Here is a 20,893-nt window from a genome sequence, read left to right on the forward strand (position 1 = left end):
TCAACGTAATTTCCAGCATTGAATTTTTAACATGATACAAACTGTTTTCGATATATTGAGCATACGTAAGGACTTTCCTATCTTAAATAGGAAGGTAAACGGCTATCCCTTGGTATATCTGGATAATGCTGCTACGTCCCAGACCCCGCAAAAGGTTATAGATACCATTGTGGATTATTATAGCAACTACAATGCTAATATCCACAGAGGGGTTCATACACTGTCCCAAGAGGCAACGGACGTTTACGAACAAGCAAGGCAGAAAATACAAAAGCATTTTAATGCCGCTAAGTCCCAAGAAATTATTTTTACCTCCGGAACTACCCATGGTATAAACTTAGTAGCCAATGGTTTTACCACTTTATTGGAAAAAGGAGATGAAATTATAGTTTCCGCATTGGAACACCACTCCAACATTGTGCCTTGGCAAATGCTCTGTGAACGTACTGGTGCTGTTTTAAAAGTGATTCCAATGAACTTGGAAGGCAAATTGGTTATGGAGGAATACCATAAATTACTTTCCAACCGTACCAAACTGGTATTCTGCAACCATGTTTCAAATGCCTTGGGGACCATTAATCCAATAGAAAAAATTATAACAGCTGCACACAATGTAGGTGCTGCCGTCTTAATAGATGGTGCTCAAGCGGCACCACATATAAAAGCGGATGTTCAGAAACTGGATGTAGATTTTTACGTTGTTTCGGCACATAAAATGTGTGGTCCCACTGGAGTAGGAATGCTTTACGGGAAGGAGGAGTGGCTAAATAAACTGCCACCTTACCAAGGAGGGGGTGAAATGATTGCAGAGGTAAGCTTTGAAAAAACTACCTATGCCGATCTTCCCCATAAGTTCGAGGCAGGTACCCCCAATATTTGTGGTGGTATTGCTTTTGGTGCTGCTCTGGATTATATGAACGCCATTGGATTTGATGCCATTGCCCAATACGAACACGAACTTTTGCAATATGCGACCCAAGAACTTCTGGCCATTGATGGATTAAGAATTTATGGAGATACCAAAGAAAAAACAGCCGTGATTTCCTTTAATATTGAAGGACTTCATCCTTATGATATTGGCAGTATATTGGATAAACTTGGTGTTGCTGTAAGAACAGGACATCATTGTGCCCAGCCCATCATGGATTTTTACAAAATTCCTGGTACTGTACGGGCAAGTTTTAGTTTCTACAATACCAAGGAAGAAGTAGATATATTGGTGTCTAGTGTAAGACGTGCAAAAACAATGCTGTCATAACTTCATTTAGTTAATTTTCAATCTTTTAAATAGTTGATATGCAAAATTACTTATTGTATTTTTGTTTCGAATTGTTACCATTATACAATGGGCACAAAATTTTGATATGAGTATAAAAGAAATACAGGAAGAGATAGTTGATGAATTCTCTATGTTTGAGGATTGGATGCAGCGCTATGAGTATATGATAGAGCTCGGAAAGTCACTGCCAATGATCAAGGAACAGTATAAGACCGACGACAATATTATTAAGGGCTGTCAGAGCAAGGTTTGGGTACATGCAGAACTGGAAGGTGATAGATTAGTTTTTACTGCGGATAGCGATGCCATTATTACAAAAGGTATCATTGCTATTTTGATCAGGGCTTTTAGTAACCAAAAACCTAAGGATATCATTGATGCAGATACCAGTTTTATAGATGAGATCGGATTAAAGGAGCATTTGTCACCTACGAGGGCAAATGGCCTGGTAAGTATGATCAAACAATTGAAATTGTATGCTGTGGCATACCAAACACAATTAAATTAATTGGTCCTGCCTCAAGGATTGTTGCACTAACCCCTTTTGCAGGCCATAAATATTTAAAACAATGAGTGAAGAAATAGAAACTATAGACACCCAGGAATTGGGAGAAAAAATAGTGAGGGTACTTAAAACAATTTATGACCCCGAAATACCTGTGGATATTTATGAATTAGGGTTAATTTATGATGTTTTCGTTAACGAGGACAATGAAGTTAAAATTCTAATGACCTTGACCTCACCTAACTGTCCGGTTGCCGAGTCGCTCCCAATGGAAGTGGAGGAAAAGGTAAAATCTATAGATGAGCTAAAAGATGTTGAGGTGGAAATTACTTTTGATCCCCCTTGGACCCAGGAATTAATGAGTGAAGAAGCCAAATTGGAACTAGGGATGCTATAGTTTTGGCTTCCAGTGACACTTATTAATTATTGTAATATCTATTATGCCGATTGGATGTGATATTGTAAAACCGAAAATTTATGTCTGAAATTGTAAATCGTGTCTCCCAAAGTAAACTGGTGACCTTTAATCTAGAGGACTTATACCCCAAAGGGGAAAGGATACTTATGGATATTAAGGATTGGTTGTACGAAGGCTTAATACTGCGTGAAAGGGAATTTCGTGCACAATTGGAGGAACATGATTGGACTAAATACAAGGATGCATATGTGGCATTAACATGCTCTTCCGAGGCCATTATTCCTGGTTGGGCGTATATGCTTATTGCTACCAAACTACAACCTTATTCCAAGCAAATTATTATTGGGGATTTGGAGATGTTGGAATCCTCACTCTATCAGTCTATAATAGAAAATCTGGATGTGTCCGAATTTGTGGACAAACCAGTGATCATCAAAGGCTGTTCCAACAAACCTGTTCCGGCTAATGCCTATTTGTGGGCTACGACCAAAATTCAGTCTGTAGCCAAAAGTGTAATGTACGGGGAAGCCTGTTCTTCGGTACCCTTGTTCAAAGCAAAATAACGATAGATATAGTTCCCTCCTTTTCCAACATTCCTTATTTTTGCACCACTATAAATAAACACTAATTATTATGAAGAAAATTGTACTAGCAATAGTCGCTTTGTTGGCTATGAACATTACTGTTGCCCAGACTTTGGAGGAGTTAAAGGCGGAAAAGGCAAGTAAAAAAGATTCCATTGCGGCAATACAAGGAAGGGTAGACGCCATTCAAGGAAAAATAAATGCCATACCCGGATGGAAAAAAGGCGCTTTTGGAACCATTGGTGCCAGTCTTTCCGGATTTAACAATTGGTATTCCAAAGGCACTCCAAATTCTAGTGCAGGGAATATAGGTATTACTACCAATGCCTTTGCCAATCTTAATCAACCTAAGTTTTTCTGGAGAAATTCATTGAACATTAATCTTGGGTGGGTAAAAATTGATGACAAGGATATTGATACCGATGATGATAGCTTTCGGTCCGCTACAGATGTCTTTAATATAACTTCGTTGTACGGCCAAAAATTGAGTGATAAGTTCGCTATATCTACTTTGGGGGAATATAGGACCACGATTATAGATAATTTTAATGATCCTGGCTATTTGGATATTGGGGTTGGAGCAACTTGGACCCCTATTACCGATTTGGTGGTGGTTATTCACCCCTTAAACTACAACTTTGTGTTCAGTACTGGAGATACTGTTTTTGAATCTTCTTTGGGTGCAAAAATTGTGGCCGACTATACCAGGAAATTGGGCAAAGTAAACTTTAAGACTAATTTGTCCATGTTTCAAAGTTATAAGAGTGCGGATTATTCCAACTGGACCTGGACCAACTCTTTTGGATATACCTTATGGAAAGGTATTGGTCTAGGGTTCGAATTTGGTCTAAGAAACAACAGACAGGAAGCCTTAAGCTATGCCATTGATAATCTTGATGTGGGTGACCCTACGCCCACTTTCGATTCTATAGACAACGATTTACAAACCTATTGGCTGTTCGGTCTAAATTATTCGTTCTAAAAGACAATATTGATTGGTAAAAAAAATAAAAGGCCCTCTATGAGGGCCTTTTTTGCAAAGTAGGGTTTGTCAATTTTGGTTAGGCGATATATATTTTAATTTTCAAAAAGTTCGCGTGTTTTTTTTCGGGTTACCTGAAGGTGCATACCATGTGCTTTTAAATGCTTAATCAAATAACGACAAGGCTAATATAGTGGGGAGTAAGTTAATGGATAAATATATGTTGTGAATAGAGTGCATAATGTGGCATATCACTATGTTAATGGGGTTAGAAAAATTAATTCTGGAATTTCGGGATTCGAAAGGGAGGATATTTAATTTGTGTTGAAATGAATCAATTGCATTGGCAATTCAATATCGGGCTGTTATACTTCTAAGATTTGAGTATTTGGGCCGTGGAAAAATTGATATTTTCTCTTAGGGGGATTGTAATTACATCAAAATTGGATATCTTGTAGTTATAAACCCTTGGAGATGAAAGCGTTCATTCTCCCCCTTTGTTTACTTCTAACCTCTCTACTTCTTTCCCAAAAGAATGAGGATAATTTTGAATTGGGTTTTTACTCCGTTAAAAATTATAGCCATGAGGATTATCAGGCGCATTATCAAAATTGGTTTATTACTCAGGATAAGGAGGGTTTCATTTATGCTGCAAATGGAGAAGGGATTCTAGAGTATGACGGGGCTGTTTGGAGATTTATTACATCGCCGGGATTAAACGCGGTACGTGCCGTGGTGGTTGATGGGAACAATACAAAGTGGGTTGGAGGAGATAGGGAATTGGGTTATCTGGAACCCGATTCCTTGGGTTTTCTCGTGTATCGTTCCTTAAAAGCGAAAATTCCTATATCCCATCCTTTAAATGCCACGGTATGGCGAATATTCCCCAATGAAGATCGAGTATTATTTGTGTCCGACGACGAAATTTATAGTTGGCAGGATGGGGAGATGAAAATAATACCTCATACGGGAGTAATCCACAGGGAGTTCCAGGTAAATGGGCATGTCTATATAAGGATAACCGATCAAGGTCTCTATAAACTTCAGGGAGATTCCTTGGCTTTAATCCCCGATGGAGGAATATTTAAGGATATTAAAGTAATTGTTGCTTTGCCATTTAAGGGAAATCAGTTGCTCCTAGCTTCTAGAGAGAGCGGTCTATTCATTTATACTGGAATGGAGATATTAAAAATGGAGAGTGAAATAGACCAATATCTCAAAGAAAATCTATTATACGCAGGCCAACAAATGCCCGATTCTACATACGCCTTTGCGACTTTAAAGGGAGGAGTGATTCTAATGGATCAGAATGGAAAACTGATTAGGACGATAACAGCGGACGACGGAATTCTAAATAATCAAGTCCATGGAATGGTAGTCGACAATCGTGAGGCCTTATGGCTGGCCCTTCAAACAGGAATTTCAAAAATTGAACCTCATTTACCTTATAATTTTTATGACAAAAGATTGGGTCTGGAGGGAACAGTTTCTGCCATAACAAGTTATAAAGGTGAATTGTACGTTGGCACCTATAACGGACTTTTTAAGCTAGGGAGGAATATGGAGAATCGTTCTCTTGAATTTAAGAGAATAGAAGAAATAGGAACAGGTTGTTTTTCTTTACTTTCTCTTGGGGATGATTTTTTGGCTGGTACCGCAGACGGTACTTTTTTAATTTCGAACAAGGTAGTTTCCAAAATTGCATATTTGCCGGGAACACGGGTATTACATCAATCAACAAGCGATCCCAACCGGGTTTTTGTAGGCCAGATGTACGGTCTTTCCACCATATATAATAAAAACGGACTATGGCAGAAGGAAATAGATATCGATCAAATTGTAGAGGATATAAAGTTTATTGATGAAGATAATAGTGGTGCTATTTGGCTCGGAACTACCTTGAACAAGGTTATTAAACTTACATTGCCCAATCCAGTCTATCCGGCTGAACTGAGTTGGGAAGATATTAAGGTTGATCGATATCAGGACGGCCTCCCTGAAGGTCCCATTAATATGTATTTAATTGAAAATGAATTATTGGTAACTTCCAATGGAGCGGGTGGACCTTTATTTAAATTGAATGTTGATTCGGAATTATTTTTGCCTGAGGCACATTACGGGAAAAAGTTTGGCCTAGATTCGATTTATGTATATCCAAGGGCTTATCAGAAAAAGGGTGAACATATTATTTTGGAGACCAATCCTGTAGAAGGTAGGCGATATCGATTTTCAGCTTCAGCTGATGGCCAAGGCCATTACTCGGTCAGGAGGATTTATGATGAGCGTTTTAGAAGTACCACGGAATTCAATGCTTTTTGGGATTCCGATAATGTTCTTTGGCTGGGAGGGGAAGAAATAACCAAGTATGACCTAAATAGCACATTTGATTTTCAGTTGCCATTCAAAACTCATATACGACGAGTAACCTTAGGGCAGGATTCTGCTATTTTTGGGGGTAGTAATATGGCATTAAGACCACAACTACCTTATTCCAATAAGAGCCTTCGTTTCGAATTTGCCGCAATGAGTTCTGAGGAGAATAGATACCAATATCAACTCGTAGGTTTCGAGGACAAATGGTCCGATTGGTCCACTGAGACACAGAAGGATTATACCAATCTTAGGGAAGGTGATTATCTTTTTAAGGCAAGAGCACAGGATATTTATGGCGGTCTAAGTTCCGTTGGGTCGTTTTATTTTGAAATATTTCCTCCATGGTACCGGACATGGGCGGCATATCTAATCTATTTGCTGGCATTTATAATATGTTTATGGACTATGCTAAAATTGCGATCTAGACAATTAAAAGCTAAAAACATAGCGTTGGAAAAGCTCATTGCACTTAGAACTTCTGAAGTTAGGCATCAAGCAAATCAATTAAAGGTTCAAGCTGAAAAATTACAGGAATTGGACAAGGCTAAATCACGATTCTTTGCCAATATTTCACATGAATTCCGTACGCCACTGACCCTTATAAAAGGCCCTATAGAGCAGTTGGAACAGAATTTTGACCAAAAATTAAGTATGGAAACGGTAAGAATGATCCGTAGGAATGCGAATCGCCTGCTGAACATGGTTAACCAACTATTGGACCTGTCAAAAATTGACGAAGGGAGTTTAAAACTGTCGCCTACCGAAGGGGATGTCTTTAAATGTCTTAGGGCGGCAGTCTCGTCCTTCAATTCTCATGCAGCTCAACGCAGTATCGACTATAGAGTAAGAATACCAACTAATATGCTTTGGGCTTCATTTGATCGTGATAAACTGGAAAACATAGTGTACAACCTTTTGGGAAATGCCTTTAAGTTTTCTGAGAACGGTTCTGAAATATCCTTTGTTGCAGATTTTTATTCAAATAATCTCCAAATACAAGTATCCGATACCGGCTTAGGAATTCCAGAAGAAAGGTTGCCATTTATTTTTGATCGATTTTATCAGGTCGATAACAGCGCCACAAAGGAGAAGGAAGGTTCTGGAATTGGACTATCCCTTTCCAAAGACCTTATAGACCTAATGGGGGGAACTATTACCGTTTCCAGTAAAGAAAATAAAGGAACCTTCTTTACAGTCCTGATACCCTTACAGGAAATAAAAACAAGGTCAATGAAAGTCGAATTGGCCGCGGAAGCTAAAGGTATTTATCCAAATATGCCAAATGCATATGACCTATGCCCCGGCGATCAAAGGAATCTACCAAGAATCTTGCTTGTCGAGGATAACAGTGATATGAGACAATTTATAAAAGGGCAGCTTATTGGGACTTATAGGGTAATTGAAGCGGTTAACGGTGAAGCGGGATTGCAATGTGCACTAAAAGATCCTCCAGATTTGATTGTTACCGATCTGATGATGCCGCGGATGGATGGTATTGAACTTTGCCGAAAATTAAAGACAGATTTGCACACCAGTCATATACCAGTAATTATGCTTACCGCAAAGGCCGGAAGCGAAAACAAAATTGAAGGTTTGGTAATTGGTGCAGACGATTACCTAACGAAACCCTTTGATGGAAAGGAACTTTTGGTGAGGATTAAGAATCTGATAGAGCAGCGCAAATACCTTAGGGAGCTCTTTAGTAATAAGGATATAGGGATAGAGCCTAAAAAAGTAACCGTTACTTCAGTAGATCAAAAATTTTTGGAAGAGGTCCTAGCTTTGTTGGAGGATAAATTTTCAGAACCGGATTTTGGAGTTCTGGAAATGCAAGTTGCGCTTGCCATGAGCAAGACTCAATTGCATAGAAAAATTAAGGCCCTTACCAATGAGTCGCCTGGGGAACTGCTGCGCAACTTCAGGTTGAAAAGGGCAGCCCAATTGTTGCGACAAAAAGTGGATAGTGTTACTCAGATAGCCTATATGGTTGGCTTTAATAACCTCTCTTATTTTGCCAAATGTTTTAAAGGATTATATGGTGTTCCGCCTTCGGCCTTTTAAATGCTTTGGCCAGCTTATAATTGTCTTGTATTGGTATTCATAATCTTCCCGTGTTTCCATCGAAATACAATTCGTCCCCTTCACTAACAATACAAGCTCTTTTAACGGATTATAAGTCTCCTTTTCAGTTAAAGCAACAATTATAGGTTGGAACTATGCTGTTAGAATATGGAACATTTATGTTAGTTAGCCAATAATGGTTGTAATAGCTTTGGATAGAACAAGAAATATTCCCCCTCAAGTTTGTTTAACTCTAAAACTGTTATTATGAAAACAACAAGAGCGTTTGGGACATTTGTATTTACAAAAATTGTTAAATGGATAAAATCTATATGGATTTTACAGTTGATATTGGTAATCATTTTAACTTGTACGGCCCTTAGCTGTATTAAATCTGATACCGATTTTCCAGTGGATCTCACTGGCAAGATAAAGGGGACTGTAAAGGATGAACTAGGCAATCCATATCCCAAAACTAAGGTATCATTTACCAATGGATCTGATACAGTAGAGATGGTTACTGATATGAAGGGCAATTTTTCTGGGGAAACCAAGGATTTAGGCCAGTACAGTGTCAGTATTATTCCTCCTTTATCCACAGAATTGGTAACGGCCATTCCAATTTCGGTTAATCTTCGGTATCATCAAGTGGCGAAAGTAGATTTTGTCGTTAAACCTACGCATGTTACTGCCCATCTAAACTTTGGGAGCGTTCAATTACTGGAGGAAATTGTTGACAAGGAGGGTAATACCCCAACAGATCCCAATGAGCCCCTTTTTGCAGCGAATATATTTGATGATCCCATTGGTCTGCTCACACCAATAATGGCTCCGGACGATCATCAGATCACTCTATCAGAATTTCAAACCGCGAAGGGGAATTTGGTGGTGCACTGTAATGGCAATTCATCTAAGGTAGAGGTAAATCTTGAGGGAATGATTCCCAACGGCACTTATACCTTTTGGTTGGCCTATCTTAACAAAACCAGATCTGTAGGTGAGCAAATCGATTTTATGAACGATTTTGTGAATTTCAATAATCCGCCTATAGGTCCGGATACGGGGACGGGCAATATTGCCGTTGCTGATGATAACGGAATGCTTAAAGCTACTTTGGAACACGGTTCTTGTATCCTAACGGATGAAGCGGCACTGGTTATACCCGTGTTATACCACATCAATGGAAAAACCTTTGGAGGTGGACATGTCCCCGATCCCGAGGAAATGGTACATATGCTGGTTTATTTTCAGTAGAATTAGTCTTCGCAATAGAAAATGTTCCCAAAAATGTTAGGTAACTATTAAAACAATGAAATCATGAAAACAGGATGTAAGCTTTTAAACGGAATATTTGAAAATGCAAGTAACCATCTTTGTGGTATAGTAGTAATTTTGACCTTCTTGATAGCCATGTCGGGCTGTAGTAAAAGTGATGATGGAGCCTCGGTGGCTGCTATTAATAAGGTGACTATAAAAAGTAAGACACCCAATACACCGGCTTCCTTAAAATTCGATGAAGAGGTTATCATTATTTATGATTACGAAATCGCCGATCCAAATGGTGGTAGAATATGGGTTCAGCCCTATACTGGCGGGAGCATTTCCCCCAAGTATAGCTATACGTCATCTCCATTACTTACTGGCAAGGGTACAAGAACGGTTATGATTTCTATTACGTCCGGCACTAATACCGTAGTAGTGGATCAATTAATGCTCGAAATAGCATCAGCGGACGGTAAACAGACCATTTCGGAAACCTTTGAGGCTGTTAACTATTCCTTTTCAAATTAGGAGACTAAAAAAATGTAAATAAAAAAGCCCCTCTTTGGAGGGGCAATTTTTTAGTTAAGTAGGTCTTTCAGTAAAATTTGGTTTATTATTTTAAAGCGTTACTTTAAGGTTAAGTGCTGATTTGGGGAAAAAGCACTTCGAATTAAGTTTTGTGTTTGATTTGGGGTGAAACACTATCACTTAAATACAATGTAAAGATAGGAGGATTGGGCAGTTCTACTTAATTTTTGTTGTGAACACACTCCATTATGTTGTGAAAAAAACCAACGGTATCCTTTCTTCGATAAACAGCATAATAATTATTTTCTACATCTTCTTTTTCGCCTATTAATTAATTTGGAATCAGCCATTTCGCCTTTGATGTTAGGGTCATAGAGACAGAATGTTGGGTGGACCAATAGATTAGGGTTACTTTGATGGTACTGTTGTTCCAAAACAGATTATCTTTGTCCGCATTTGTTGGGGTAAAATTATGGAAAAGAGCATGTTGGAGCAAAATATCAACGACGAAGAAAGCCAAGGCGGGAATCAAATTTCCTATAGGCCTGAGATTCGTGTAATAGCTGAGGATTATGAAATTCCGCAGTTAAATAGGAAAAGAAGAATATCGGTACTCCTGCCAGGTAGCTATGGGGTCAGCTCAAAAAGTTATCCAGTATTGTATTTACATGATGGCCAAAATCTATTTGATGGTGGTGGACCTTATGGGAACTGGGCCATTGATGAAAAGCTGTCGGAATTGGCAAGAAAGGGAATGGGGGAGGTTATTGTAGTGGCAATAGACCATGCGGATGAGGAAAGGGTATTGGAATTTTCTCCCTTTAAGGAAACCAAATGGGGTAAAGGGGACGGCAAAAAGTACCTTAAGTTTTTGGTGGAAACCCTAAAACCTCATATTGATAAAAATTTTAGGACCTTAAAAGAAAGGGAGAATACTGGAGTTGGTGGAAGTTCCATGGGCGGACTAATTAGTATATATGCTGGGCTAAGATATCCTTCAGTGTTTGGTAAATTGATGATTTTTTCTCCTTCGCTCTGGATTACCCCCAAAATTTATTTTGATGCTATAGCATTTCATCAACCTTATCCAACCGATATCTATTTATATGCCGGTGGTTCCGAAAGTGTGAATATGGTGGGGAATGTGAAAAGATTGAAACAAGTTCTAGAGGATAAGAACAAAGAGGGCACTATTGTAAATATTGAATTGCATATTGATCCCCAAGGGAAACATGAGGAATGGTTTTGGAGTCAAGAATTCCCGGCAGCCATAGAATTTCTTTATTTTAGAAAATAAACTTAAAACAGTTTTATGATCAGCATTACAAAGGATAGAAGTCTTTTTTTGGAAACCCTTATAGTACCGTTTGTACAAGGCGAAAATTTAGAAACGGGCATTACTGCATTGGCTGAGGATCTACAACTCCCCAAGACACTGTTACTGGAACAAATAAAGGGCGAAAAAAAGGAAGTCTCCTTGTTTTATCCCATTGGCCATAAAAGTGTAAAAAGGGTATACTGCTTGGGTTTGGGAACAAAACCAACCTTAAAAGTGATAATAGAAGCTTTTAAACGCTTCCTTCAAATCGAAGCTGCCAAATTGCCGTCCAATTTGAGTATTGATATTAGCAACGGCAATTTTGACCCTGAATTTATACCTGTTTTGGCCGAAGGTGTAGTCAGTGGCTTAATGTTGGGTACTTATAAAAAAGGCTTGTATCAAACATCGGAAACGAAAACGCAGAAATGGGAATCTGACCAATTAAAATTGGGCTTTTGTTTACCAGGAGGTTTTGAAGAAATTGTTGAAAGGGCAACTGAGAAGGGCAAGGCTACCGCGGAAACCCAGCTTAAGATATTAAGGTTGGTAAACGCTCCTAGCAATAAGCTTACCCCCATTAAATTGGGTCAGGAAGCAGTGTTGTCCGGTAAGGAATTTGGTTATAAGGTGGAAGTCCACGATGAAAAGGCCATTGAGAAATTGGGATTATTTGCGTTAAAGGCTGTTGGTCAAGGGAGTGAAACACCTGCCAGGTTTATTGTAATGGAATATAAGCCAAATGCAATTGATTCAATAGTGCCCAAAGTGGGCTTGGTGGGCAAAGGTGTTACTTTTGACACAGGAGGACTATCTATAAAAGGCTCTTCCAATATGCATTATATGAAAAGCGATATGGGTGGAGCGGCAGCAGTTCTTGGAACGATTGAGTTGACGGCCAAACTTAAATTGCCTGTGCATCTTATTGCTGTAATTCCCACCACAGAAAACTGTGTTGATGCCAAAGCTTTAAAACCGGGAGATGTTATTGGGTCTTACGCAGAAAAAACGATTGAGATTATTGATACAGATGCAGAAGGACGCTTAATATTGGCAGACGGAATTGCCTACCTAAATAAGAACTATAGTCCGGATGTAATGATTGATGTGGCTACCCTTACTGGTAGTTGTGTACAAACCTTGGGCTATGAAGCTGGCGGGTTATTTACGAACAATGATGACCTTGCCCTTGGACTAACAACTGCGGGGGATGGGTGCGGGGAACGTTTGTGGCGACTTCCTTTGTGGGATTCCTACGAGGGAGATATAAAATCCGATATTGCCGATGTAAAAAATTACAGTGGTAAGCCTATAGCCGGGGCTATAAGTGCTGCTAAATTTTTAGAATTTTTTACCGATAAACATCCAAGATGGGCCCACTTGGACATTGCTGGGGTGGCCTTTGGGGATGCGGAATTCTATACCCAGAAAACGGCAACTGCTTTTGGGGTTAGACTGCTGACCGATTTTATAGCCGGTTTGGATAAATAGTTTCAAATAGGCTCATAAATTCCCCCAACACCCTGTTCGGGTTTTGGTTGCTGGAATAATGGGTTATAATCAGGACAAGAATCCTTTTAAAACAAATTGAGAGTTTTTTATAGTGTTTCTAACGCTGATTGGTGATTAATAGGTATTTTACAGCTAATAAGTTATACCTCAAGACCATGACAGGAAAAGCCGATCAAACCACCTTTTTGTGTATTAGCAGTTTTTTTAAGGGAGAAGATTTTTTAAGATCTTGTAAGGCTTTGGGCAACAAGGTGTTACTTGTCACCTCCAAGGGATTGGAACACAAAAAGTGGCCTCGCGAATCTATCGATGAAATTTTCTACATGCAGGAAAAGCGGGAAGGGGTATGGAATATGGACGATTTAATTTCTGGCCTCGCTTTTTTAATGCGTAATCAAAAAATAGACAGGATCGTAGCCTTGGACGATTTTGATGTGGAGAAAGCCACCTTGGTAAGGGAACATTTTAGAATTCCCGGTATGGGACAAACCACAGGTAGGTATTTTAGGGATAAATTGGCTATGAGAATGAAAGCGGCGGAGTCCAATATTCCCGTTCCGGCATTCACCCCATTGTTCAACAATAGGGATATAGACGAATATACAAGAAGGGTAGCTGCGCCATGGTTAATTAAGCCGAGATCGGAAGCCTCTGCAACGGGGATACGTAAAATATTCTCGAATGAAGAACTATGGGCAGTGTTGGAGTCTTTGGGCGATCGTAGACATGAGTACCTATTGGAGCAATTTGCTCCGGGCGACGTGTATCACGTAGATTCTTTATCAGTGGATGGTAAGATTGTTTTTACACAGGCTTCCCAATATTTAAGTACGCCTATGGATGTGGCACACGGTCACGGTATCTTTAGATCCATTACCCTTAAGATGGATTCTCCAGATGCCTTGGGTTTAATGGAAATTAATGAAGAAGTCCTGAAGGCCTTCGGGATGCGATTTAGCGCCTCGCACAGCGAGTATATTAAATCTCGGGACACTGGGAAGTTTTATTTTTTAGAAACGGCCTCAAGGGTCGGTGGGGCCCATTTGGCAGAAATGGTGTCCTTTGCTTCTGGAATTAATTTGTGGGCAGAATGGGCAGTGATCGAAGATGCCATGGCAAAGGGAAAACCTTATAAGCTGCCTGCGGTAAAAAACCAATATGCGGGTATTGTGGTTTCCTTATGTCGTTTTCAATACCCTGACTATTCCTGTTTTACAGATCAGGAAATATGCTGGCAATTACAAAAGGAGTACCATATAGGCCATATTGTACAATCGGAGAGTCAGGAACGGGTGCTGGAATTGCTAAACGAGCATACCAGACGTATCCAAATAGACTTTCACGCAAGTACCTAATATGTCTTGGGAAGAGCTCTAAGGAGGTGAAAAATTTGAATGTACCTCTAGTCCTCAAAGAAACCTACGCTGGCACCCACCCAGTCCTTATCCTTGTTAAAGCGCACCCCGACCATTTCACCCTTGCTTATACGCACTAGATTGTTGACTACTCTGGCCTTTTTTTCGCCCTTTTCCCATATCATCAACATTCTGATTTCACATTTGGCGGGACCAGTTGGGGTCTTTATTGCCGGTGCATAAGTCACTTTTTTCTGTAAGATGTAGTTTTCCCTGTCTTGTACAGCATCAAGATCTTGTTTGGTGACATTGATGAGTACCCCCGATCCGGCAAACGAAAATAATGGTTTTAATACATAGTTTTCCAAGTCCTCGGGATACTTTTCCAGTTGGTGCAAGAAATGGCATGCGGGAACATAAGGGCTGTTGATCAAGGGCATGGTAAATTTACTTATCCTAAAAAACCAATTGGGGTGCCCTATCCATTCCACATTGTATTCCTTGGTAAAATCGAATTGCTTCTGAAGATCGTCCCTTTTGAACAGCTCGTCAAAAATAACCCGGTTATAAATCCTGCGTACTTGTATTTTTAGTCCATTTTGATCGGTGTAAAAAACATTTTTCCCTTCGGTAATCAATTCGCTTATACAAATTATCTTTATTCCCAAATGGTGGGCCGTCCCCAAAAAATCTATTTGGGTGGCTTGTTTATGGGGTTCAATTTCCAAAAGAATAACATTTTCCGGGGAACAATCACCTACAATGATCTCCCTCAATTTCTTAACATATTCTGTAGAGGAAATGTTGTTTAAATGATGATAGTTGGATGGTATATCAAAGTGATCCCTATATCCCTTGGCCATGAGTTCCTGAAAAAAATATAGAGTGGGAAAGCCTTGTACTTCCACCATTTGTGGCATTAATTTCCCTTCCGCATCCAAACATATTCCAAAGTCCATTTGAAGAAAAGTGGTATGTTTATCTTCCCCTGGTACCAATCGGGACGCATCCTGAAGGGCGTTTTGGGTCAGTTCTTTAAAATTGGGACTGCAGATTACATTGTTCACCTCATCGCAGGCTTCCAATAATCTATGCTTTAGGTATTTGGGTATAAAGATGGGGGTCTCGGCTATCCGAAAGGAAGGTTTGTGGTTATATGCTGAATGGATCCCTTCTAAAAATGCCTTGTATTTATCATCCGTGAATGCGGCATTGTACTGCTGACGAAGATGTTCTACCATGAAAACCTATTTTAAGAGAGTTGTTTGGATAATCCAATCTTTTTAATGGCATTTTCTATAAATCCCGGTATTATGGAATTGTAGGTAGATTCCAAATTATCCGTATCCCTTATATGGGTCATCATATTGTCATATTTTCTTTTCCCGTAGGTGGCTACTACCTTCTCTTCGTTTTCTGGTTTGGCAAAGTGCGCTTCCATACTCACTGGTTCGGCCTCGGGATGAAACTGGACACCAACAAATTCTTCAGAAAAACGTACCGCCATTATGGCCCTCTCATATTCCACATGTGTTCTGATTTTCTCCAAAGCCAATATTTTAGCGCCTTTTTCCTCAAAAACCTTCAATCGTGGTTGAATTAGTTGCCAATCCCTGGAATCCACTGCAAAGAACGGATCGGGTAATTTGGAAAACAATTCATCGGCCTTACCATGTTTGGTCTTATGGATGGGTAAAACCCCAAAAGATGGTGATTTTCGTTTTGTAATTTTTCCTAGGCCAAAATGGTGACATACCATCTGATAGGAGTGGCAAATAAAGAAAATGTATTTTTTGGGATAGCCACCAGTAGCATTGTGTTCCCATAATTGGTCTATAAGGGAATAGTATTTTTTATCCCAGATGCCGTCTCCTTCCAAAGGATTTCCGGGCCCTCCGGAAGATATGTAAATATCATAACCGGTATCGGGAACTTCATTTTTAGTCCTAACGTCAAAAAATTGGTAATCGGCTACTGCGCTGAATTTATCCAATATTTCCCGTATACATCTGAGTCCTTGATTGGGAATTCCATTATATAGGTCTAAAACGGCAATCTTTTTTTTTCTATCCAACATTTTTCTTGTTCATTTAAATCCCTGCAACCGTCTCCTTCAAAATAAAATCGACTACATCATTAAGGTTTTTGGTTTTTTCAAAAACGGCCAATTGTCTGTCCGCCCCGGTCCCTTCATTCAAAATTTTATGGATTTTATTGATTTCATCCCTGCTTCCAAGTTCATCTACCACATCATCTACAAATTCCAGTAGCTCCAAAATTAATTCTTTTGTTGGAACTTCTATAGATTTTCCAAAGTCGATCATCTTGCCTTCAATCCCATATCTTGAGGCCCTCCATTTGTTTTCGTTGATCAATGCCCTTTTGTAAATGATAAAGTTGAGGTTGCTTCTTCTTAAAATATAAAGCTTGGCCACCAAAGCCTGAATCAATGCCGTTATAGTGACGGTTTCATCTACTGTTAAGGGGACATCACAGATCCTAAATTCAATAGTCGGGTAAAAGGGGTGCACCCTTACATCCCACCATATTTTCTTGGCGTTGTCAATGCACTTTGTCTGAACCAAGAGATTAACATAGCGCTCGTATTCCCCAGCACCGGTAAAGAAATCCGGAATACCGGTACGTGGAAATTTATCGAACACCTTGGTTCGGAAAGATTTAAAGCCTGTATTCCTACCCTCCCAAAATGGAGAGTTGGTAGAAAGGGCGTAAATATGGGGTAAAAAATATCGTACGGAATTATAGATATGAATTGCCATTTCCCTATCCTCAATGCCCACGTGGACATGTAGGCCAAAAATAAGATTGGATCTGGCGGCATCCTGCAATTCCTGTACAATTTCATCATATCTCGGGTGCACGGTGATTAATTGCTTTTCCCATTCCGAGAATGGGTGGGTACCTGCTGCGGCTATGCGTAGGCCTAGACCGGAGGCAACCTCCGATATTGTTTTTCGCAAATGTGTTACTTGGGACCGAACCTCTTTAATGTCCTTGCAAATGACCGTACCCACTTCTACTACGGCTTGGTGCATTTCTGCCTTTACTTGTCCTTCCAAGATCTCATCGGCAATTTCCACAATTTTTTGCTCATGGGAAGTCAGTTCACGAGTATTGGGATCTATTACTTGATATTCTTCTTCTACTCCTAATGTAAAATCCATTGGTCTCCAGGTATTACAGTTTGGGCATAGTCAAAACTATTTTGACTTGCTTTTGGTTGTTGTGGCCTTTTTGACCGGTTTTTTGGTGGTGGCCGTTGTTGCTTTGACCTTTGTTATCGATGTTTTTTTGGCTGCAGTTGTTTTTTTGCCCGTTGTTGTCTTAGCTGGGGTTGCCTTTTTTGCTTTGGTCGCTACTGCTTTTGCCGGAGCTTTTTTTACCTCTGGGGCTGTAGCTGTAGGCGTTTTTGCTTTTGTCTGGGCTTTTTTTGCAACAGGGGTTTTGATCGCTGGGGCAGCCTTTTTTGCGGGAGCTTTTTTGGCTGCTGGTTTTTTTGTGGTTGGGGCAACCGCATTCTTGACAAATGTTCCCCAGGTAAGATTCATCTGACCTGGTTTGTGCTCCTGTGCTCTTTTTATGGCCATATTTGCCGCGGTCTCCACAACCCATTCAAAATTTTCTTGCCCAACGGAATTAATATCGGCATCCGGAGCAGGATTGCAAAAATCTATTGCGTAAGGTATACCGTCCCTTACAGCGAATTCTACGGTGTTGAAATCATACCCTAAAGCTGCATTTAGTTTTATGGTGTAGTCCTTGACCGTATCCAAAAGTTTTTTGCTTAAGGGAGGTCCATCATGTACATATCTTAAATGGTGGGGGTTACGGGGTTCGTATTGCATAATACGTACCTCATTGCCGCCAAGGCAATAGCAGCGGAAATATTCGTTAAAGACGATTTCCTCTTGTAGCATCATTATAAGTTGTCCAGTTTCGCTATGATTCTTAAAAAACTCATCCGCATTATTAAGTTTATAGACATTTTTCCATCCGCCTCCAGCAAAGGGCTTCATATAGGCGGGAAAACCGATATGTTCAAAAATGCCATCCCAATCCATTGGATACTTTAAATTTCGGAACGAATTTTCCGTGGTATCATCTGGCCTGTCCTTTGAAGGAAGAAGCACGGTTTTTGGTACTGGAACCCCTGTTTTTATGGCTAGCGCATTATTAAAAAATTTTTCATCGGCGCTCCACCAAAAGGGATTGTTGAGAACTGCGGTACCCGATATGGCTGCGTTTTTTAGGTATGCCCTATAAAAGGGAACATCCTGGGAAATACGATCTATGATAACGGCATATTCCGTAGGGTCGGCCTGCATTACCTTGTCTATCATGACGGCTTCGGCCATTATCCCATTTATTTTTTTTTTGTTTATTCTATTAATAAAGGCTTGGGGAAAGGTATTTTCCTGGCCGAATAGTATTCCAATTTTTTTCATACTGTTTATGGTATTAAAGTTTACATTAAGGATAAATAATGGGGGAACATTTCGCGCCATATAGGCCAGTCGTGACTTGCGTTGGGCCTATTGTCCAACCAATGATCAATACCTTTATTACTTAATATTGCCGACATTTCTAGATTGGCACCCAAACAAATATCATGTTCGCTGGTACCTAAAATTATCTTCATATTGTACAGGTCGGGATGATTCATATTGGGCAGGTAATCCACTGGATTATTAAAATAAACATTATCGTCGTAATACCCATCCAATTGGTCCCTAATATCGAATGCCCCGCTCATGGTGAAGAGGTGGCTAACCTTTTCGGGATGTCTAAAGGCAAAATTTGCTGCGTGGTAGCCTCCAAAACTACATCCTGAAACGGCTACCTTGCCATTAGGGGATTCGTGCTGTACTTTGTCAACTACTTCCTCTAAAATCATTTTGTCGTACCAAATATGGTTTTTAACACGGTCTGCGGGATGTATGGATCTATTGTACCAACTGTATTCGTCAATACTATCCAAGCAATATACTTTTACCTTGCCTTGTTCTATAAACCAGGAAATGGAGTCGATTAAATGAAAATCCTTGCTTTCGTAATACCTCCCTCTGGTAGTCGGAAAAATTAACAATGGATAGCCCCAATGACCATAAACTATCATTTCCATTTCCTTGCTCAGATTCGGGGAATACCATTTATGATAGTTCTCTTCCAAGATGTAGTTGTTAATGGTTGGGGAAGTATCTCCTTGTCTTAAAGTTAGCCAAAATTATGATGCCAACAAATCTGTTTTAAGGAAAGATCGGTATTTATGGATGTGCCTTAAGGATAGTTTTTCCCAACGGCAATGGGAAATGTTCCAAAGGTATTGATATTCAATGCCTTTGGATTTATGTCAGAAATGAAAATTAGTATTTATTAAATGAAAATTTTTGATTTACAGCCATTATCGCTGCCACCTAATATTCATCCAAATGTTCCGGATATAGAAAGTTGTTATACGGAAATCTGGTTATGTGAATGTCCCGGACCTCGTCATAAACGCGCTTTCTGAATTCTTCCAAATTTTCCTTGTTCAAAGCCGAAATAAATAGGGCCCTATCTCCAACTCTACGCATCCAGGTATTCTTCCACTCTTCAATAGTGAAATGTTTATTGGTTTTTTCTGTAATCAAATCATCATCGTCAATAGTCTTGTGTTCGTATTGATCTATCTTGTTAAAAACCATGATGGTTTTTTTATCCGAACTTTTTATTTCGGTAAGAATTTGGTTTACAGAATCTATATGCTCTTCAAAATTGGGATGGGAAATATCTACTACATGTAATAACAGGTCTGCTTCGCGCACTTCATCCAAAGTACTTTTAAAACTTTCTACCAATTGTGTGGGCAGTTTTCTAATGAATCCTACAGTATCGCTCAATAAAAAAGGAAGGTTGCCTATTACCACTTTCCTGACCGTGGTGTCCAAGGTGGCAAATAGCTTGTTCTCGGCAAAGACATCGCTTTTACTAATAACGTTCATCAGGGTAGATTTACCAACGTTTGTATACCCAACCAAGGCTACACGGACAAGTGCCCCGCGATTACCTCTTTGGGTTTCCATCTGCTTATCTACCTTCAATAATTTTTTCTTTAGTAGTGAAATTCGGTCACGAACAATACGCCTATCAGTTTCGATCTCCGTTTCACCTGGCCCACGCATTCCAATACCCCCTTTTTGTCGTTCCAAGTGGGTCCAAAGTCCGGTAAGTCTGGGGAGTAAATATTCGTATTGGGCCAGTTCCACTTGGGTACGGGCATAACTGGTCTGTGCCCTTTGTGCAAAAATGTCCAGGATTAAACTGGTACGGTCCAAGATTTTACATTTTAATTGCCTTTCAATGTTTCGCTGTTGCCCCGGTGTGAGCTCATCATCGAAAATAACGGATCCAATATCGTTGCTCTTTACATAGGCCTCCACTTCCAACATTTTTCCACTACCAATGTAGGTTTTGGGGTTGGGCAAGTCTATTCGTTGAACAAAGCGTTTACAAACCTCACCGCCGGCAGTGTAGGTAAGGAATTCCAGTTCATCCAGATATTCGTTTACCTTTTCCTCATTCTGGTCCTTGTTCATTACCCCAATGAGTACTGCCTTTTCATATTCTATGGTCTTCTTCTCTAGCATATACTTATTTAAAGTACAAATCTAATCAATACTTGCCAAGGGTTTTTCGTATTTTAGCAATCGATTAA

Annotated in this window: 17 protein-coding genes; 11 read left to right on the plus strand and 6 right to left on the minus strand. The window is 39.7% G+C overall.

Annotation, left to right across the window (positions count from 1 at the left end; translation table 11 throughout):
* Positions 1-31 precede the first annotated feature (31 nt).
* From KO529_RS09300 to KO529_RS09350, 11 genes are all read left to right on the plus strand, one after another.
* A complete protein-coding gene (locus KO529_RS09300; RefSeq protein ID WP_215947631.1) occupies positions 32-1,258 on the plus strand; it encodes an aminotransferase class V-fold PLP-dependent enzyme in 1,227 nt (408 codons plus the stop codon).
* A gap of 106 nt (positions 1,259-1,364) precedes the next feature.
* On the plus strand, positions 1,365-1,787 hold the full coding sequence (locus tag KO529_RS09305; RefSeq protein ID WP_215947632.1) for a SufE family protein: 423 nt from the start codon (positions 1,365-1,367) through the stop codon (positions 1,785-1,787).
* Between the two features lie 61 nt (positions 1,788-1,848).
* Positions 1,849-2,181, plus strand: a complete 333-nt coding sequence (locus KO529_RS09310) for an SUF system Fe-S cluster assembly protein (protein ID WP_093977837.1) — start codon at positions 1,849-1,851, stop codon at positions 2,179-2,181.
* A gap of 80 nt (positions 2,182-2,261) precedes the next feature.
* On the plus strand, positions 2,262-2,765 hold the full coding sequence (locus tag KO529_RS09315; RefSeq protein WP_215947633.1) for a DUF2480 family protein: 504 nt from the start codon (positions 2,262-2,264) through the stop codon (positions 2,763-2,765).
* Between the two features lie 70 nt (positions 2,766-2,835).
* A complete protein-coding gene (locus tag KO529_RS09320) occupies positions 2,836-3,768 on the plus strand; it encodes a DUF3078 domain-containing protein (RefSeq protein ID WP_215947634.1) in 933 nt (310 codons plus the stop codon).
* A gap of 474 nt (positions 3,769-4,242) precedes the next feature.
* On the plus strand, positions 4,243-8,202 hold the full coding sequence (locus KO529_RS09325; RefSeq protein WP_215947635.1) for a hybrid sensor histidine kinase/response regulator transcription factor: 3,960 nt from the start codon (positions 4,243-4,245) through the stop codon (positions 8,200-8,202).
* A 267-nt stretch (positions 8,203-8,469) separates the two neighbouring features.
* Positions 8,470-9,456, plus strand: a complete 987-nt coding sequence (locus KO529_RS09330) for a carboxypeptidase-like regulatory domain-containing protein (RefSeq protein ID WP_215947636.1) — start codon at positions 8,470-8,472, stop codon at positions 9,454-9,456.
* Positions 9,457-9,519: 63 nt separating this feature from the next.
* Positions 9,520-9,993, plus strand: coding sequence for a hypothetical protein (locus KO529_RS09335; protein ID WP_215947637.1), 474 nt, complete (start codon positions 9,520-9,522; stop codon positions 9,991-9,993).
* 472 nt (positions 9,994-10,465) lie between these two features.
* Entirely contained in the window at positions 10,466-11,290 is an 825-nt protein-coding gene (locus tag KO529_RS09340) for an alpha/beta hydrolase (protein WP_215947638.1), read from the plus strand.
* Between the two features lie 15 nt (positions 11,291-11,305).
* Positions 11,306-12,802, plus strand: coding sequence for a leucyl aminopeptidase family protein (locus KO529_RS09345; RefSeq protein WP_215947639.1), 1,497 nt, complete (start codon positions 11,306-11,308; stop codon positions 12,800-12,802).
* 176 nt (positions 12,803-12,978) lie between these two features.
* Positions 12,979-14,178 (plus strand): ATP-grasp domain-containing protein, encoded by a 1,200-nt coding sequence (locus tag KO529_RS09350; RefSeq protein WP_215947640.1) that lies wholly within the window; start codon positions 12,979-12,981, stop codon positions 14,176-14,178.
* A gap of 47 nt (positions 14,179-14,225) precedes the next feature.
* On the opposite strand, the gene KO529_RS09355 is transcribed toward KO529_RS09350, so the two are convergent.
* From KO529_RS09355 to hflX, 6 genes are all read right to left on the minus strand, one after another.
* The gene (locus KO529_RS09355) at positions 14,226-15,419 is read right to left on the minus strand and encodes a hypothetical protein (protein ID WP_215947641.1); all 1,194 of its coding nucleotides are present in this window, start codon (positions 15,417-15,419) and stop codon (positions 14,226-14,228) included.
* Positions 15,420-15,430: 11 nt separating this feature from the next.
* Positions 15,431-16,255, minus strand: coding sequence for a type 1 glutamine amidotransferase (locus KO529_RS09360; protein WP_215947642.1), 825 nt, complete (start codon positions 16,253-16,255; stop codon positions 15,431-15,433).
* A gap of 13 nt (positions 16,256-16,268) precedes the next feature.
* Positions 16,269-17,363 (minus strand): carboxylate-amine ligase, encoded by a 1,095-nt coding sequence (locus KO529_RS09365; RefSeq protein ID WP_215947643.1) that lies wholly within the window; start codon positions 17,361-17,363, stop codon positions 16,269-16,271.
* Positions 17,364-17,399: 36 nt separating this feature from the next.
* The gene (locus KO529_RS09370) at positions 17,400-18,644 is read right to left on the minus strand and encodes an ATP-grasp domain-containing protein (RefSeq protein WP_354667774.1); all 1,245 of its coding nucleotides are present in this window, start codon (positions 18,642-18,644) and stop codon (positions 17,400-17,402) included.
* Positions 18,645-18,664: 20 nt separating this feature from the next.
* Positions 18,665-19,369, minus strand: coding sequence for an esterase family protein (locus KO529_RS09375; RefSeq protein WP_215947644.1), 705 nt, complete (start codon positions 19,367-19,369; stop codon positions 18,665-18,667).
* 244 nt (positions 19,370-19,613) lie between these two features.
* On the minus strand, positions 19,614-20,825 hold the full coding sequence (hflX, locus tag KO529_RS09380; protein ID WP_031446235.1) for a GTPase HflX: 1,212 nt from the start codon (positions 20,823-20,825) through the stop codon (positions 19,614-19,616).
* Positions 20,826-20,893 lie beyond the last annotated feature (68 nt).

It is taken from the genome of Arenibacter algicola (assembly GCF_018860365.1).
Lineage (GTDB): Bacteria > Bacteroidota > Bacteroidia > Flavobacteriales > Flavobacteriaceae > Arenibacter > Arenibacter algicola_B.

Excerpts from the sequence above, each read along its gene's own strand:
- KO529_RS09310 (WP_093977837.1), top strand. The coding sequence starts at position 1,849 with ATGAGTGAAGAAATAGAAACTATAGACACCCAGGAATTGGGAGAAAAA.
- KO529_RS09355 (WP_215947641.1), bottom strand. The coding sequence starts at position 15,419 with ATGGTAGAACATCTTCGTCAGCAGTACAATGCCGCATTCACGGATGAT.
- KO529_RS09330 (WP_215947636.1), top strand. The coding sequence starts at position 8,470 with ATGAAAACAACAAGAGCGTTTGGGACATTTGTATTTACAAAAATTGTT.
- KO529_RS09335 (WP_215947637.1), top strand. The coding sequence starts at position 9,520 with ATGAAAACAGGATGTAAGCTTTTAAACGGAATATTTGAAAATGCAAGT.
- KO529_RS09360 (WP_215947642.1), bottom strand. The coding sequence starts at position 16,255 with ATGTTGGATAGAAAAAAAAAGATTGCCGTTTTAGACCTATATAATGGA.
- KO529_RS09305 (WP_215947632.1), top strand. The coding sequence starts at position 1,365 with ATGAGTATAAAAGAAATACAGGAAGAGATAGTTGATGAATTCTCTATG.
- KO529_RS09340 (WP_215947638.1), top strand. The coding sequence starts at position 10,466 with ATGGAAAAGAGCATGTTGGAGCAAAATATCAACGACGAAGAAAGCCAA.
- KO529_RS09350 (WP_215947640.1), top strand. The coding sequence starts at position 12,979 with ATGACAGGAAAAGCCGATCAAACCACCTTTTTGTGTATTAGCAGTTTT.
- KO529_RS09345 (WP_215947639.1), top strand. The coding sequence starts at position 11,306 with ATGATCAGCATTACAAAGGATAGAAGTCTTTTTTTGGAAACCCTTATA.
- KO529_RS09315 (WP_215947633.1), top strand. The coding sequence starts at position 2,262 with ATGTCTGAAATTGTAAATCGTGTCTCCCAAAGTAAACTGGTGACCTTT.
- KO529_RS09365 (WP_215947643.1), bottom strand. The coding sequence starts at position 17,363 with ATGGATTTTACATTAGGAGTAGAAGAAGAATATCAAGTAATAGATCCC.
- KO529_RS09325 (WP_215947635.1), top strand. The coding sequence starts at position 4,243 with ATGAAAGCGTTCATTCTCCCCCTTTGTTTACTTCTAACCTCTCTACTT.
- KO529_RS09370 (WP_354667774.1), bottom strand. The coding sequence starts at position 18,644 with ATGAAAAAAATTGGAATACTATTCGGCCAGGAAAATACCTTTCCCCAA.
- KO529_RS09300 (WP_215947631.1), top strand. The coding sequence starts at position 32 with ATGATACAAACTGTTTTCGATATATTGAGCATACGTAAGGACTTTCCT.
- KO529_RS09320 (WP_215947634.1), top strand. The coding sequence starts at position 2,836 with ATGAAGAAAATTGTACTAGCAATAGTCGCTTTGTTGGCTATGAACATT.
- hflX (WP_031446235.1), bottom strand. The coding sequence starts at position 20,825 with ATGCTAGAGAAGAAGACCATAGAATATGAAAAGGCAGTACTCATTGGG.